This window comes from Zemynaea arenosa, assembly GCF_004614185.1.
GTDB lineage: Bacteria > Pseudomonadota > Gammaproteobacteria > Burkholderiales > Burkholderiaceae_D > Telluria > Telluria arenosa.
This window is the reverse complement of sequence record NZ_SPVF01000259.1, coordinates 1-15690: the sequence shown is the minus strand read 5'-3', so window position 1 is coordinate 15690 and position 15690 is coordinate 1. Positions and strand designations below refer to the sequence as shown.

The 15690-nt window shown below is 64.2% G+C and carries 14 protein-coding genes; 12 read left to right on the top strand and 2 right to left on the bottom strand.

All coding sequences use genetic code 11. The annotated features are described in order from the left end of the window. Window positions 1-25: 25 nt before the first annotated feature. The 9 genes from E4L96_RS21220 (at window position 26) to E4L96_RS21180 (ending at window position 6330) form a co-directional block, all read left to right on the top strand. Window positions 26-1054 carry a DNA polymerase III subunit delta' gene (locus tag E4L96_RS21220; protein ID WP_135209213.1) on the top strand — a complete coding sequence of 343 codons (1029 nt, stop codon included), beginning with the start codon at window positions 26-28 and terminating at the stop codon, window positions 1052-1054. A gap of 17 nt (window positions 1055-1071) precedes the next feature. Then, entirely contained in the window at window positions 1072-1449 is a 378-nt protein-coding gene (locus E4L96_RS21215; RefSeq protein WP_135209212.1) for a PilZ domain-containing protein, read from the top strand. 5 nt (window positions 1450-1454) lie between these two features. Next, complete coding sequence (locus E4L96_RS21210; protein ID WP_135209211.1) at window positions 1455-1955, top strand: GNAT family N-acetyltransferase; 501 nt, start codon at window positions 1455-1457, stop codon at window positions 1953-1955. Between the two features lie 40 nt (window positions 1956-1995). Next, a complete protein-coding gene (locus E4L96_RS21205; RefSeq protein WP_135209210.1) occupies window positions 1996-2775 on the top strand; it encodes a TatD family hydrolase in 780 nt (259 codons plus the stop codon). Window positions 2776-2791: 16 nt separating this feature from the next. Next, entirely contained in the window at window positions 2792-3355 is a 564-nt protein-coding gene (locus E4L96_RS21200) for an ankyrin repeat domain-containing protein (RefSeq protein ID WP_135209209.1), read from the top strand. 101 nt (window positions 3356-3456) lie between these two features. Further along, window positions 3457-4392, top strand: coding sequence for a class I SAM-dependent methyltransferase (locus E4L96_RS21195; protein WP_135209208.1), 936 nt, complete (start codon window positions 3457-3459; stop codon window positions 4390-4392). Window positions 4393-4635: 243 nt separating this feature from the next. Beyond that, window positions 4636-4839: a hypothetical protein gene (locus E4L96_RS21190; RefSeq protein ID WP_135209207.1), complete on the top strand. Its 204-nt coding sequence runs from the start codon at window positions 4636-4638 to the stop codon at window positions 4837-4839. 90 nt (window positions 4840-4929) lie between these two features. Next, window positions 4930-5154, top strand: coding sequence for a DUF6139 family protein (locus tag E4L96_RS21185; RefSeq protein WP_135209206.1), 225 nt, complete (start codon window positions 4930-4932; stop codon window positions 5152-5154). A 198-nt stretch (window positions 5155-5352) separates the two neighbouring features. Beyond that, window positions 5353-6330, top strand: coding sequence for a serine hydrolase domain-containing protein (locus E4L96_RS21180; RefSeq protein WP_220433463.1), 978 nt, complete (start codon window positions 5353-5355; stop codon window positions 6328-6330). 9 nt (window positions 6331-6339) lie between these two features. Here E4L96_RS21180 and E4L96_RS21175 read toward each other — a convergent pair whose 3' ends face one another. Further along, entirely contained in the window at window positions 6340-8310 is a 1971-nt protein-coding gene (locus E4L96_RS21175) for a peptidase U32 family protein (protein ID WP_135209205.1), read from the bottom strand. A 125-nt stretch (window positions 8311-8435) separates the two neighbouring features. Here E4L96_RS21175 and E4L96_RS21170 point away from each other — a divergent pair, with 125 nt between their 5' ends. Next, a complete protein-coding gene (locus tag E4L96_RS21170; protein WP_135209204.1) occupies window positions 8436-8996 on the top strand; it encodes a DNA-binding protein in 561 nt (186 codons plus the stop codon). 94 nt (window positions 8997-9090) lie between these two features. After that, window positions 9091-11292 (top strand): OsmC domain/YcaO domain-containing protein, encoded by a 2202-nt coding sequence (locus tag E4L96_RS21165; RefSeq protein WP_135209203.1) that lies wholly within the window; start codon window positions 9091-9093, stop codon window positions 11290-11292. A gap of 141 nt (window positions 11293-11433) precedes the next feature. On the opposite strand, the gene E4L96_RS21160 is transcribed toward E4L96_RS21165, so the two are convergent. Continuing rightward, a complete protein-coding gene (locus E4L96_RS21160; protein WP_135209202.1) occupies window positions 11434-12144 on the bottom strand; it encodes a putative outer membrane beta-barrel protein in 711 nt (236 codons plus the stop codon). A gap of 1063 nt (window positions 12145-13207) precedes the next feature. On the opposite strand from E4L96_RS21160, the gene E4L96_RS21155 reads away from it, so the two are divergent. Continuing rightward, on the top strand, window positions 13208-15451 hold the full coding sequence (locus E4L96_RS21155; RefSeq protein ID WP_135209201.1) for a DUF4962 domain-containing protein: 2244 nt from the start codon (window positions 13208-13210) through the stop codon (window positions 15449-15451). The last annotated feature ends 239 nt before the right edge of the window (window positions 15452-15690 follow it).

Sequence of the window (15690 nt, the reverse complement as noted above, 5' to 3'; positions counted from 1 at the left end):
TCTTGTTTTCGTTCATAATCATCGGATGAGCACCGCGATTTACCCATGGCAGGACGAGGCCTGGCGCCAGCTGCAGCAGCTGCGCGTCCGGATGCCGCACGCCTTGCTGTTCTATGGGGCGCAGGGTACCGGCAAGGCCGGGTTTATCGAGGCCTTCGCCAAGGCTTTGCTGTGCGAAAACGTACGGGCGGATGGTCATGCCTGTGGCGAGTGCTTGTCGTGCAACTGGTTCGAACAGGGCAGCCATCCGGACTATCGCCGCGTGCGGCCGGAGGCGCTGGAAGACGAGCCGGGCGAGGGCGAGGAGGGCGAGGAGACCAAGAAGTCCAGCAAAACCGCCAAGCCCAGCAAGGACATCAAGATCGAGCAGATCCGTGCGCTGGCGGACTTCATGAACATCTCGACCCACCGCGCCGGGCTGCGCGTGGTGGTGCTGTACCCAGCCGAGGCGCTCAACGTGCCGGCTTCCAACGCGCTGCTCAAGACGCTCGAGGAGCCGCCGCCGGGGACTGTGTTCCTGCTGTCATCCAACGGACTGGACAAGCTGCTGCCGACCATTTTGTCGCGCTGCCGCAAGTTCGCGCTGCCGATGCCGGACCACGCGGCCGCGCTGGCCTGGCTGAAGGAACAGGGCTTGCCGGACGCGGACTCCTGGCTGCGCGAGCAGGGCGGGGCGCCGCTGGCGGCGCTGGACGCCTCCCAGTCAGGCAGCCGCGAGGACATGGATATCTTGCTGCAGATGCTGGCGCACCCGAGCGTGGATGCCGCGCTCAAGGCGGCCGAGAAGCTGGCCAAGGCGTCGATGCCGGCGCTGGTCTCCTGGCAGCAGCGCTGGCTGTACGATGTGTTCGCGTACAAATTGTCCGGTACGGTCCGCTACTACCCGCGCTACCAGCGGGAACTTGCGGCGCTGGCCGCGAAAGTGCACACTGCAAACCTGATGAAGGCCCTGAAGTCGGCCACCGACCGGCGTGCGATCGCGGACCATCCGCTGTCGGCGCGCCTGTTCGTGGAGGACATGCTGCTCGACTACGCCGCCTGCTGCGCTCATTGATTTTTGACTGATACCGCATGAGTACCAACCCGCCCGACTCGACCGCTCCGCAGGCGCCGCGGCCGTCCGTGCTGTCCCTGGCCATCAAGGAAAAGGCCGCGCTGTATGCGGCCTACATGCCGTTCCTGAAGAATGGCGGGATGTTCGTGCCGACCCAGAAGCCGTACAAGATCGGCGATGAGATCTACCTGATCCTGTCGCTGATGGAAGACCCCAACAAGTATCCGATCGCGGGCAAGGTGGCGTGGATCACCCCGGCCAGCGCGAACAACAACAAGGCGCAGGGCATCGGCGTGCACTTTCCGGCGGACGAGTCGGGCCAGCGCGCCAAGCAGCGCATCGAAGAAATCCTGGGCGCGGCGCTGCGGTCGTCGCGCGCCACCCATACTCTCTGAATCCCATGTACACCCATCGCGTCGCCACGGCGGAGGATCTGCCCGTTATCGTTGACATCTACAACTCGACCATCGCCTCGCGCGAGGTGACGGCGGATACGGAGCCGATCTCGGTCGAGTCGCGCCGCCAGTGGTTTGCCGATCACGATCCGGCGCGGCGGCCGCTGTGGGTGGTGCAGCGCGAGGGCTCCCCGGAGATTATCGGCTGGATTTCGTACTCCAACTTCTATGGCCGCCCGGCCTACAACGGCACGGCCGAGGTGTCGATCTACATCGCCGAGGCCTTTCGGGGCAAGGGCATCGGCCAGTACTGTCTGAAGGAAGCTATCGACCACGCGCCCAAGATCGGCGTGCATACGCTGCTGGGCTTCATCTTCGGGCACAACATCCCGAGCCTGGGGCTGTTCGAGAAGTTCGGCTTTGCCATGTGGGCGAACCTGCCGCGCGTGGCCAACCTGGACGGCGTGGAGCGCGACCTGGTCATCCTGGGCAAGCGGGTGGCATAAGCCGCCTGCGTGGCGGGCGGGCGTCCCGTACAATATCGGGATGTACATCGATTCCCATTGCCACATCAATTTCCCCGAGCTTGCCGCGCGCATGCCGGAGATCCTCGCCAAAATGGAGCAAAACAAGGTCACGCACGCACTGTGCGTGTCCGTGGACTTGCCGGATTTCCCGCAGGTGCTGGCCCTGGCGGAGCAGTATCCGCACATTTACGCCTCCGTGGGCGTGCACCCGGATTATGAGGACACGCCGGAGCCGTCCGTCGAGCAGCTGGTCGCGTTGTCCAATCATCCCAAGATCATCGCGATTGGCGAGACGGGGCTGGACTACTACCGGCTGGAAGGCGACCTGGAGTGGCAGCGCGAGCGCTTCCGCGTCCACATCCGGGCCTCGCGCCAGACGCGCAAGCCGCTGATCATCCATACCCGGTCGGCCAGCGAGGACACCATCCGCATCATGCAGGAGGAGGGCGCCGGGACCGACCAGGGCGGAGTCGCGGGCGTGATGCACTGCTTTACGGAGTCGCTGGAGGTGGCGGAGGCGGCGCTGGCGATGGGGTTCTATATTTCGTTTTCGGGGATCGTGACGTTCAAGAGCGCCAAGGACTTGCAGGCGGTGGCGCGCGCGGTGCCGCTGGAGCGGATCCTGATCGAGACCGATTCGCCCTACCTGGCGCCGGTGCCGTTCCGGGGCAAGATGAACGAGCCGGGGTTTGTGATGCACGTGGCAGAGTACCTGGCCACGCTGAAGGATCTGCCGCTGGCCGAGGTGGCGTCTGCGACCACTGCCAATTTCCGGCGTCTTTTCAACGTTGTAGACTGAACTCTTAAGGTTGAATATGAAGATCATGCAGCGCTTTGTCCTCGCTGCCGCGCTCGTTTCGGGCTCGGCTTTTGCGGCCCCGGATGCCACCGACTTCCTGAAAGCCGTCCAGATGGACGACGAGGCCACCGTACGCACCATGCTGGCGGCGCGGGCGGATCCGAACGCGGCCGAGCCAGTCCGCGGCGAGAACGCGCTGATCCTGGCGCTGCGGGACAAGGCGATGCGGACCTTCCATGTATTGCTGGGTGATCCGCGCATCAAGGTGGACCAACCTGCCAAGAACGGCAATACGGCGCTGATGATGGCCGCCTTCACCCATAACAAACCGGCGGCACTGGAACTGATCGCCCATGGCGCCGCCGTCAACAAGCCGGGCTGGACGCCGCTGCATTACGCCGCCGCGGCGGGGGACGACGAGATCGTCGCGCTGCTGCTGGAGCGCAAGGCCGACATCAACGCCCGCTCTCCGGACGGGATGACCCCGCTGGCCGTCGCCACCCGCGAAGGGCATGACCGCACCGCCGACCTGCTGCGCCAGCGCGGCGCCACGCCGGTGCCGCCCCAGCCGGCGAAATAGGCGTAAAAACCCGGTCAGCTCGCCTCTTCGGCGACAAGGGTCATTGCTCATAATGAACCTTGTCGACAATCCGCCGTGCACCGCGGCCGAAGAGGAACCACATGCTGAAAGAATCCGAAATCGAGAGCTGCTACCTGGGGCAGTTCATCCCGGTTCATTACCATCACAACATGCTGATGGACCAGAACCGCATGCACAACTTCAAGTCGGCGATCCATTACGCCGTCAAGCCGGGCATGAAGGTGCTGGAACTGGGCGGGGGCACGGGCGTGCTGTCCTGGTTCGCGGCGCAGATGGCGGACAAGGTGTACTGCGTCGAGTTCAACCCGGACATGGTCAAGGAAGCGCGCAAGATGCTGGCCATGAACCCGAACGGGCACAAGGTCGAGGTGATCCACGCGGACGCGTTCGAGTACCTGCCGCCGGAGCCGGTGGACGTGGTGATCTGCGAGATGATCCACGTCGGCATGCTGCGCGAGAAGCAGGTGCAGGTGATCGAGTCCTTCAAGCAGCGTTACCTGGCGCGCTTCGGCGGGCCGCTGCCGGTGTTCATGCCGGAGGCGGTGATCATGGCGGTGCAGCCGCTGCAGCAGGAATACGACTTCGAAGGCTTTTACGCGCCGATCGTCCAGTTCCAGGAGACGACGGTGATCTATCCGGGCACGGCCGAGCTGGCCGCGCCGCAGGTGTATTCCATCCTCGACTTCACCCAGCCGAACGACCTGTCGATCGCGTGGGAGGGCAAGTTCCTGGTCGAGAAGACGGGTGCGCTGAATGCGCTGCGCTTCGTCACCAAGAACGTGCTGGCGGTGGTGCAGGAGCGCGGCTCGACCATCGACTGGCTCAACCACTACATGACGCTGCCGCTGCAGCAGCCGGTGCAGGTGCACGCCGGCGACGTGCTGCGGGTCAGCTTCGCCTACCGCTGCGGCGGCTCGATCCCGGCGCTGGAAGCGACGATGCAAGCCGAGGTCATCTACGATTCGACCGCCGAGCACGTCATCTCCGCCGCGCCATCCCCAACCGTCCCCGCCTAGGGCGTCCGCTCTACTGCTGAGCCACCAGCGCACCACTTCTGCCGCTCACCCCGCCGGGGTACGTCCCCGGCGGGGTGAGGCGCAGAGGTGTGCCGAATTTGGGGCAGTGCACTCAGCGGTGCAATTCACCCTGCTTTTTTGACCGCTGATCGGCGTGTGGCGCAGCCGGTCGCATCGGCATTGTCCGGGCGGACGGCCGGGCCTACAGTGCGGCCATCGATGCAACTCGTTGGGAGCACTCTCATGTTTGGTTTCCTGATCTGGCTGGTCCTGCTGTTCTTCTGCTGGCCGCTGGCCTTGCTGGCACTGGTCGCCTATCCTCTGGTGTGGCTCTTGCTGCTGCCGTTCCGCCTGATCGGCATTGGCGTGGATGCGGTCTTCGAGCTGCTGCGCGCGATCGTGATGCTGCCGGCCCGCGTCCTCGGTGGCGGGGCGCCGCGCCGGTAAGTCCACAAGGCAATGTGGCGCGGCGAACAGACGTTGCGGTCTACAGTGTAGATAGTCGTGTCTGTTTTATTCATTGAGAGGAACCCCATCATGCGCCTGGATATTTATCGCCGCCCCGAAAGCGACGGCAGCTTTTCCTACCTGGCAGTGCCCGAGGCCCGCGCGATTCCCGAGGAAGCCACCAATACCGATTGGGTGGTCGAGGCCCGCGCCCTCGACGTGCCCGACCACGAGGACACCCTGCAGCAGTACTCGATTCCTCATCTGAACGAGCAGATCGCCGAAAAAGGCTATGCGATGACACCGCTGCACTAGGCGGTTCTTGCACGGCACTCCCAGGCCGCCTGCGGGCGGCTTTTGTTTGTCCGGGCCCCTCGCTCTGCTACCCTTGGCAACCATTTAACAGAAAGGCCAGCAGTGAACCGTCGCCAGTCCCTTGTCATTGCCGCTGCTGCGGCGTTCTTTCCCGTCCGTTTTGCGTTCGCCACGCCCCCTGCCGGGCGCTATGAGGCCGTGCTCGCCCAGTTTCCGGACTTCAACGGAACCGTGGCCGTCGGACGACGATGGGAGATCCTGTTCAGCCGGGCGCTCGGGCTGGCCGATCCGGTGGCAGCTATGCCGATGGCGCTCAACACCCGCTTCGAGACCGGGTCTGTGTCCAAGTGGATCGCCTCGATGGTCGTGCTGGAGCTGGTCGACCAGGGCAAGCTGTCCCTAGACGCGCCGATCCTGCGCTACCTGCCGGATTTCCGGGCCGACAACGGCCTCCGCCTCACGCTGCGTCACCTGCTCAGCCATTCAAGCGGCGTGCCGAACGACATCGCGGCGGCGCGCAAGGCCGATCCGAAGGCCGGCACCGTGGAGCTGGCCCAGATGGACGCCGTCCGCCGCTACGCCAGCGGCGATCTGCGCTTTGCGCCGGGAACCGATTGGGACTATTCGCACTCCAACTGGCTGCTGGTGAAGGCCATCGTCGAACGGGTGAGCGGGCAGACTTACGCCGACTGCGTCTCCAGCTGGCTGGTGCAGCCGCTCGGGCTGCGGGACAGCGGCATCTACACGGGCGATTCCAGCGCGGTGCCGGGGATGGCTGTGGGCTACGCCGGTCCGCCGTGGCAGCGCAAGCCGAGCGTGATACCGGACTTTATGGCCATGGCGGGCGGCTTCTACAGCAGCGCGGAGGACATGGTGCGGTTGATGGAGGGGGTATTGGGCGGGGACCGCATCCTCACTTCCGCTTCCCGTGAAGAACTGCTGAAGGTGCAGCGTCCGCTGCAGCACTACGCGCTGGGCGGGCGCACGCGCGTGGAAATCATCGCGGGACAGCCACGCCGCGCGGCATGGGAAGATGGTTCAAACGGCGGCTTCCGCATGGTCGCCCGGCGAGTGCTGGCCGATGGCGTGAGCGTCGTCGTGTTCAACAACACCAGCACCCCGCACCAGAAGCTGGGCGACCTGGCCAGCGGCCTGATGGAGGCCGCCTACGCCTGACAGCCCCGCTCAGGCGCGCGGGCGCGACTTGTGGAAGACCAGCGGGCTGTACGGTACAGCCGAGGGCGGCGGCGAGTTCAAGATGCCCGGCTTCATCGCGCCCACCACGTGCATCTCGCACGGCTTGCAGTCGAAGCGCAGGGTGTAGGTCTCGTTGCCGCTGACCAGGGTCATGGGCTCGGCCTTGACCTGGCCTTGCACGCCCTGCACGCCCTTGGCCTGCTTGGGGCACAGGTTGAACGAGAAGCGCAGGCAGTGTTTGGTGATCATCAGCGACACCTCGCCCGGCTCTTCATGGGATTCGTAAGCCGCGTCGATCAGCTGCACGCCATGCTTCATGTAGAACGCGCGCGCCTTCTCGTTGTAGACGTTGGCCAGATAGCTGAGCTGGGTGTCCGGGTAGACCGGGCGCGGATCGGCCTCGCCCTTGCGCGCCGGGCGCTCCCAGGCGGCCAGCCGGGCAGCCTCGTGCGCGGCGATGGCGTCGCGGCGCAGGGCGTTGATGGCGGAAGAGGGCACGAACCAGGGCCGCGCTAGCTGGAGCCTCACCTCCCGGGCGCTGAACATCGTGTTGCCCAGCTTGGCGATATTGTTGCGCAGGCCGGCGCTGGCCTGTTCCGCCTGTTGGGCGGGCTGGAACGGAATGGCGGCATCGGTCACGGTCTCGATCCCGTCCTCGTCGCGGATCGCCAGGCGCAGGCCATCCGCGTGCTCGCTCAGGGTCAGGTCGACGGCGACCTTGCGCTCGGACGACTTCTTCATCAGCTGCGCTTCCCAGTGATGATCCTTGTTGCGGTGGATCTCGAGACCCGCCTTCAGGCCGGGCAGGGCGCTGATCTGCTCGTTCGGGAACACGCGCCACAGTTCGCCGCCACCCTGTTCCCCCAGCTTCTGCGCCGTGTTGGCCAGGATGCCGACCGTGGCGCGCTTGTGCATGTAGTTGAGGCCGTCGCCATTGGCCATCGGCGAATTCGTCAGCAGGTCGAAGTTGTCGGTGCCGACGCGCTGCACGGTGCCGAGCTGCACGCCCACGTACTTGGGCGTGTCGAAGGCGCCGATGTCCGGCTGGCGGCCCTGCGCGAAGTAGTCGGTATGGCCGCGGTGGAAGTTCTTGTCGACGTCCGGCGTGAACAGCAGCTCGGTGCGGCCGCTGGAGGCGCGCGCGAACTCGGGGCGGCGCTCCAGGATCTCGTCCAGCAGCTGGCGGTAATGGCCCGTGATGTTCTTCACGTAGCCCATGTCCTTGTAGCGGCCTTCGATCTTGAAGGAGCGGATGCCCGCGTCGACCAGCGCTTCCAGGTTGGCGGACTGGTCGTTGTCTTTCATCGACAGCAGGTGCTTTTCGTAGGCGACCACGCCACCCTTGCTGTCGGTGAGCGTGTACGGCAGGCGGCAGGCTTGCGAGCAGTCGCCGCGGTTGGCGCTGCGGCCGGTGTCGGCGTGCGAGATGTAGCACTGGCCGGAGAAGGCCACGCACAGGGCGCCATGCACGAAATACTCCAGGGGAGTATCAGTGGCCGCCTTGATTTCGCCGATCTGCTTGAGGCTCAGCTCGCGGGCCAGCACCAGCTGGGAGAAACCTGCCGCGCCGAGGAACTTGGCTTTTTCCACCGTACGGATGTCGCACTGGGTGGAGGCGTGCAGCTGAATCGGGGGCAGATCGAGCTCGAACATCGCCATGTCCTGCACGATGAGCGCGTCGACCCCGGCGTTGTACAGCTGCCAGATCTGTTCGCGCGCCAGCTCCAGTTCCGAATCATGCAGGATCGTGTTCATGGTCACGAAGATGCGCGCGCGGTAGCGGTGGGCGAACTCGACCAGCGCGGCGATGTCTTCCAGCGGATTGCTCGCATTGTGCCGCGCGCCGAAGGCCGGGCCGCCGATGTAAACCGCGTCCGCCCCGTGCAGGATGGCCTCGCGGCCGATTTCGGCGGTCTTGGCGGGCGACAGGAGTTCAAGCTGGTGGGCGAGCAGAGACATGGCGGCAAATCCTTGGAGCGAAGGCGGAGATTATAGTGCAAGGAGGGGGCGAAATCTCAGCGCCTTGCTGCTGATGCCGGCAGGCAGTACGATGCTGTTGCTTCCGGCTGTTCACACAGAGACCTATGGCGCGCACAGGCATCACCAAAGCACAAGTTCGAGACGTCCGGGAGCGGATGCTGACCGAGGGCCGCTACCCGTCCGTGGAGGCGGTACGCCATGCGCTGGGCGATACGGGCTCCAAGTCGACCATCCACCGGTACCTCAAGGAGCTGGCGGACGAAGCAAGCGGCGCCGGCGGCGGCGCGCGCGAGGACACGGCGCGCCAGCTGCAGGCGCTCGTCGCACAGCTGGCGGACCGGCTCCACGCGGATGCCGAGCGACGCCTGTCTTTACTGCGTGCCGAGTTCGATCTCACCATGCGCGCCAAGGACGCCGAGCTGGACGAGCTGCGCCAGACTGTAGCGGTGCTGACTGCGCGGGTGCGGGAGCTGGAAGGCGGTGATCTGGTACGGAACCAGGCAGGGGCAGGGCGCACTGAGCTGGGCGTCGGCTTCGGCCAGTTCGGGGCGCTGGTGTCCAATTCCCGCAGCGGCGCGCACGACATTTCCCCGTTCAGCGCAGTGCGCACGGCAGGGCGGTCGGACGTGATCGACGCTGCCGAATTGCTGAAGCTGGTTCATTGAAAGAGGGCGCCCGGACGAACTGGGCTAGGCCGCGCCGCATAAACGGCGGATAATAGCGGCCCCACACCTCCTCAGTCCGTCCCCGGTATCGCCCATGGAAATCAAAGTCAATTTTCTAGACAAGCTGCGTCTCGAAGCCAAGTTCGATGACTTCACCGTCATCGCCGACCAGCCGATCCGCTACAAGGGCGATGGCTCGGCGCCCGGACCGTTTGACTATTTCCTGGCGTCGTCGGCGCTGTGCGCGGCGTATTTCGTGAAGTTGTACTGCAATACACGGAATATCCCGACCGAGAATATCCGGCTGTCGCAGAATAATATCGTCGACCCGGAGAACCGCTACCGCCAGATTTTCAAGATTCAGGTCGAGCTGCCGGAGGATATTTCGGACAAGGACCGGCAAGGCATCCTGCGCTCGATCGAGCGCTGCACCGTGAAAAAGGTGGTGCAGGAAGGGCCGGAATTCGTGATCGAGGAAGTCGAGAACCTCGACGAGGATGCGCAGGCGCTGCTGGCCCTGGCGCCGTCATCGGACACCAGCACCTACATCACTGGCAAGGATCTGCCGCTGGAACAGACGATTGCGAATATGTCCGCGCTGCTGGCGGGGCTGGGCATCAAGATCGAGATCGCGTCATGGCGGAATATCGTGCCGAACGTGTGGTCGCTGCATATCCGCGATGCGCATTCGCCCATGTGCTTCACCAACGGCAAAGGCGCAAGCAAGGAAAGCGCGCTGGCGTCGGCGCTCGGTGAATATATCGAGCGGATCAGCTGCAATCACTTTTATGCCGGCGCGTACTGGGGCGCGGATCTCGCCGAGGCGCCGTTCGTGCATTATCCGGAAGAGCGCTGGTTACAGCCAGGGCGCAAAGATGCGCTGCCCAAGGAGATCCTCGATGACTACTGCCGGCCAATCTACGACCCGGACGGCGAATTGCGCGCCTCGCACCTGTACGACACCAATTCCGGAAACACGAAACGCGGGATCTGCGCGCTGCCGTTCGTGCGGCAGTCGGACGGCCAGACCGTGTATTTCCCGACCAATCTGGTCGAGAATCTCTTCGTCAGCAATGGCATGAGTGCCGGGAATACGCTGGTCGAAGCGCAGGTGCAGTGTCTGTCCGAGATTTTCGAGAGGGCGGTCAAACGGGAAATCCTGGAGGGCGAAATCTCACTGCCGGATGTGCCGGACGAGGTGCTGGCCAAATACCCGGGCGTCGTCGCCGGGATCAAGGGCCTGGAAGAGCAAGGCTTTCCGGTGCTGGTGAAAGATGCATCGCTGGGCGGTCAATACCCGGTGATGTGCGTGACCTTGATGAATCCACGTACCGGTGGTGTGTTTGCGTCCTTCGGCGCGCACCCGAGCTTTGAAGTGGCGCTGGAACGCAGCTTGACGGAGCTGTTGCAGGGCCGCAGTTTTGAAGGCCTGAATGATTTGCCGCCGCCGACCTTCAACAGCAGCGCGGTGACGGAACCGAATAACTTCGTCGAACATTTCATCGATTCCAGCGGCATCGTGTCGTGGCGCTTCTTCAGCGATCAGGCGGATTACGAGTTCGTGGAATGGGATTTTTCCCATCAAGGCGCCGATTCCAACGCCAGGGAGGCGGCGACGTTGTTTGGCATCCTCAAGGAGATGGGCAAGGAAGTTTATGTGGCCGTGTATGACCATCTGGGCGCGAATGCCTGCCGCATCCTGGTGCCGGGCTATTCGGAGATTTATCCGGTCGAGGACCTGGTCTGGGATAACACCAACAAGGCTTTGCTGTTCCGGGCCGATATCCTGAATCTGCACCAGCTGGACGACGAGCAGCTGGAAGCGCTGCTGGACCGGCTGGAGAACAACGAGCTGGATGAATACGGCGACATCGCCACCTTGATCGGCATCGAGTTCGACGAGAACACGCCGTGGGGGCAGCTCACGGTGCTCGAATTAAAACTCCTGATCAATCTGGCGCTGCAGGACTACGAGGCGGCGCACGACCTGGTCGGCGCGTTCTTGCAGTACAACGACAACACGGTGGACCGTGGACTGTTTTACCAGGCCATGAATGCGGTCCTCGAGATCGTGCTGGACGACGACATGGAACTGGACGATTACGTACGCAATTTCCGGCGCCTGTACGGGAATGAGCGGATGGACGCGGTACTCGGGTCGGTGGACGGCAGCGTGCGGTTTTACGGTTTGACGCCGGTGAGCCCGGACATGAAAGAACTGGACCGCCACCAGCGCTTGCTGGACAGCTACCGTAAGCTCCACGCGGCGCGCGCCAAGCGCACTGAACGGGCTTAGATCAGCCGCTGGCCGGGCTCTGGCGAACCAGAGAGAACGGCCGATGTGCTATGCCAAACTTCGCATAATTCATATTATGTCAAATGTGATGTGCGCAGCGTTCGATATGTTTCGGCCGCGTGTACCCTGCGCTTTCCTTTCCTAAAAACCGATCTTCAGTCTGGTCGATACCCCGGTGGCGTTGCTGGCGCCTGGCCACTTGGTGGCACTGCTGCCGGATTTGACGACCTCGCCTGACAGCGCGGCCTTGGCGTTCAGCTTGTACTGGGCGCCGACGCTGGCGTACGGGCCGGTGTCGGCCGCCGGGATCGGGTCCTTGGCCAACTGGGTCTGGCGCGGTTGATTGGGCCGCTCACGCATCTTGCTCTCGCTGTGCGCGATGCCGAGCTTGCTGTACGCGGTGAACCGCTCCGTCACCGGCACCGTGAACTTGGCTGCGGCGTAGCTGCTGAAGCCGTGATCGCCGAGCACGCCCGCCTTCTCCGCTGGGCGGCTGTCATCGAGGTAATGAAAACCCCGGCTCAACAGATTGGCGAACCCGAGCTCGATGCCGAACGTGGGCGTTAGGGTGAGGCCGAACTGCAGCTTGGGATCGGTGCGATAGACGTCCAACGCGCTTTTGATGACCGGCTGGCCGGCGGTGTTGGCGGCGTATGGCCGCGGAAACGGCTGGAACGCGTCCCCGAAGGCCTGCGCCCCAAGCGGCGGCTGGGCTTCCAGATTGACCTGTTCGGAAGTCTGGCCCGGCTCGACCAGCTGCGCGTCGGCAGTGCTGAAGGCGAAAACGGCTGCGACGACGGTGGACGTGCGGAACATGGCGGACACTTCGGAGGCAAGAATTCCGTCCAGCATACGCCGGTTGAGTGATGAACAACTTAAGCAGTGCGCGAGCGCGTACACCCTGTGCAATCTGGAATGGTTCCGGCGCATTTACTCTGTGCCGCGAGGATGGACTGGAGGGTATCGACGACGCGATCCTGCGGCGGCGCTTCGCCCAACTGGCCGCTGTGTCGCTGACCCTCGCATTCGGCCCACCCGAGCAGTTTCACGAAGGGCCGCCGACAGGCCTTCTGTTTGGCATCAGCCGCTGTGCTGGATGACACAATAATCTGACAACTCGACAGTAGCGGACCCGGCCGGTCACGAAGCCCCTGCGCTCCACGGCGCGCCCGAAACGCCCGCCCCAGCACCTGGACAACTTATTGGCAAAGGAACACCATCATGCCCCCCGTGCACACACGCTGCGGCGCAAGCTCGGCGGCCTCATCGGGCCGGCCTGGCTCGCCGGACTCGGCCGGTCCTTCGCGGCCGCCCTGGCGGCGCCCTGCTCCGCCTTCGCGCGTGGATTCGCAACAGCAGCGCGTTTGGCGCCGTGACAACCTCGCTCGCTTCCGAAAAGATGACTAAAGATTGACGATCACCTCCGCGCGCAGCGGACCCCTGGGAGCCCGGCTACGGCCGGGTCTTTTTTTATCACCGACATACATGCATGCATGTATCAAAAGCGCGCTTGACGCATTCTTCACAGCTTTTATTGCGCAAGCGAAAACTCAATTATCGCTATGTCTTCTTTCGATGGCAGACCGCTAACGGAACACCTTCCTAACGGAAAATAAGTGCCGAAAAACGGGTCTCTTCGGGTAGCGCAGTGGCGCTCTCATCGTTTAAGATTTCGGGACTTTCTTCCCGCATGGCCACTTCCTGCCGATTCAAAGAAAGCCAACAACCACCGGGGTCGCCTGGATTTGCGAAGTTGGAAAGATCACTTTGCAAGACAAGCTGACAACGCGCTGACTCAAGCATTTTCCACGCGAAAATAACCTCTTGAAGTCACCGCAGCCGCCGCCATTTCGGCAGCGGACCCGACGGCGTGTTCACGCGGACGTCTCACTTGTTGTCAAATTTAGGAACAGTAATGCCTGCTATTCAACGCTTCCTGACCCGAGCCCTCATCGCCCTGCCCTTCGCGACCCTGACCGCGGGCGTGGCCCATGCGGACTGGGTCCTGTCGACCGAGCCTGAGGCTGTGCGTCCCGCACCGTCCAACTACCAGATCCAGCCGCAGAATCCGCCTGCGTTCGCATGGTCGCGTTATCCGTCCAAGCCGCCGCAGTACTACATCGAGGTGTCGCAGAACGGCCAGGTGGTGTACACCTTCACCGCGGACAAGAACTGGTACCTGCCGTCCAAGGCCTTCCCGGTCGGCCATTACTCATGGCGCGTGCGCCCGTCCACCATTGCCCAATGGTCGACCCCGCGCGAATTCGACATCACCGCCAACTCGACCGTGTTCGAGGTGCCGGACAATAGCTCCCTGCGCTCGTTCGTGGCCACCAAGCCGCGCCAGGTCGCGCGCCAGTTGCCGAACAACTTCGTGCCCAAATCCCAGTGGACCCCGGCCATGCTGGCCGAGCGCAAGCCGGCCCTGGATGCGCTCATCAACGAGTACACCTACCGCAACGTCAAGACCGTCAACGATGCCGACTGGCCGATCCTGACCAGCGGCACCACCACCTCGATCAGCACCGCGTCCGCGGCCGACATCCGCACCCGCGTGAACGCCACCGCGCGCCAGGTGGAAGCGGCGGCCATGCTGTACCGCCTGACCCTGGACAAGAAATACCTGACCGAGGCGATCACCCGCGGCGACCAGCTGGCCAACCTGAACATTAACGGCCCGACCAGCTTCAAGTACCAGGACCAGGCCAACCGCCAGATCGCCCTCACCCTGATCAAGGCCACCGACCTGCTGTACTACGACATCGACGCCACCCGCCGCCAGTGGTGGTGGAACGTGGTGGACGCGCGCGCCCAGCAGATCTACCTGGACCTGTCCGCCAACGGCGACCGCATCGACCAGTACCCCTACGACTCGCACGGCGGCACCAACCTGGGCTTCCTGGCGCTGATCTCGACCCTGTCGCTCGGGAACATCAAGAACTCGGGCCTGTGGTTCGACTTCTCGGTCCGTTCCTACATCAACTCGGTGTACGCCTGGTCCGGCCCGGAAGGCGGCTTTGCCAACGGTACCGCCTACGGCCAGTACACCGCCGACTACGCCCTGCAGCTGTGGCAGCCGCTGATGGCCGCCACCGGCGTGAACCTGTTCGACAAGCCGTGGGCGCGCGGGTTCATGCAGTATTTCGCGCACTTCGTGCCGCCCGGTTCGACCTCGCACCTGTTCGGCGACGAGAACGAGACCGTGCCGGATTTCCGCATGCTGAAGTCGTACGCCCAGCGCTTCAATTCGCCGTACGCGGCCTGGTACGTGAAGAGCATAAGCGGCACCGAGGATTCGCTGTCGGCCCTGATGGCGCCCTACCCGCTGCCGTACACCCAATCGACGCCGGTGCAGCCGCCCAACGCGGCCCTGTACCCGTCGATCGGCTGGGTGGCGATGCACAGCAACCTGTCGGACCTGAAGCGCACCTCGCTGTACTTCAAGTCCAGCCCATACGGCGCGTACAACCACAGCCACGGCGACCAGAACGGCATCATCCTGTTCTCGGGCGGCCGCAAGCTGCTGGGCGAGTCGGGCTACCTGGACTACTACAATTCGCCGATGTTCAACGACTGGTACCGCCAGTCCAAGGCCCACAACGTGGTCACCTATGACAAGGGCATCGGCCAGGACGTGACCGGCAACACCGCGACCCTCGCCAAGAACGGCAAGGTGACCGCGTTCTCGACCACCTCGGCGCTGGACTACGCCGAGGGCGATGCGACCCCGGCCTACGGCGCGGCGGTGAAGAGCGCACTGCGCCGCATCTGGTACCTGCGCGGCCAGGACGCGGTCATCGTGCAGGACAAGATCACCGGTGCGGTGGCCCACTCGTGGGAGTTCAACGTGCACGCGGCGGCGCCGATCACCTACAACAGCGACAACTCGCTGACTATCACCAACGTGGACCGTTCGGTGTGCATCCGTCCGCTGCTGTCGGCAGCGCAAATGCCGGTGACCTACGCCACCCGCAGCGGCCCGGCGCCCAAGCCGGGCACCTACGAGGCGCATGGCGCCTACGCCACGCCGTCCACGCTGTCGGGCGAGTTCCTGATGCTGCTGGACGTCGGCTGCAAGCGGCCGTCGGTGTCGATGAGCGAGACCACCACCTCGCGCACCTTCACCATCGGCGGGCAGACCGTGACGGTGCCGAAGTAATCCTCGGGCAAGATGCCTCGTTCCAGCCCCGCCGCGTGCGGGGCTTTTTTTCGCCCGCAGCCCGGGTGGCGGGCGCGGCGCGCGGCGCTCAGACCCGCGCGCGCAGGACCGCGATGAACTCGCCGAGCTGGGCGGCGGGGGCCGGCAGGCGGCGGTCGATCTCGTGGGCCAGGTCGGCCAGCAGCCAGCCCAGCTCGTGGGTGATGGCGTTCAGTTCGCCGAGCAGCTCGTTGTCGCTG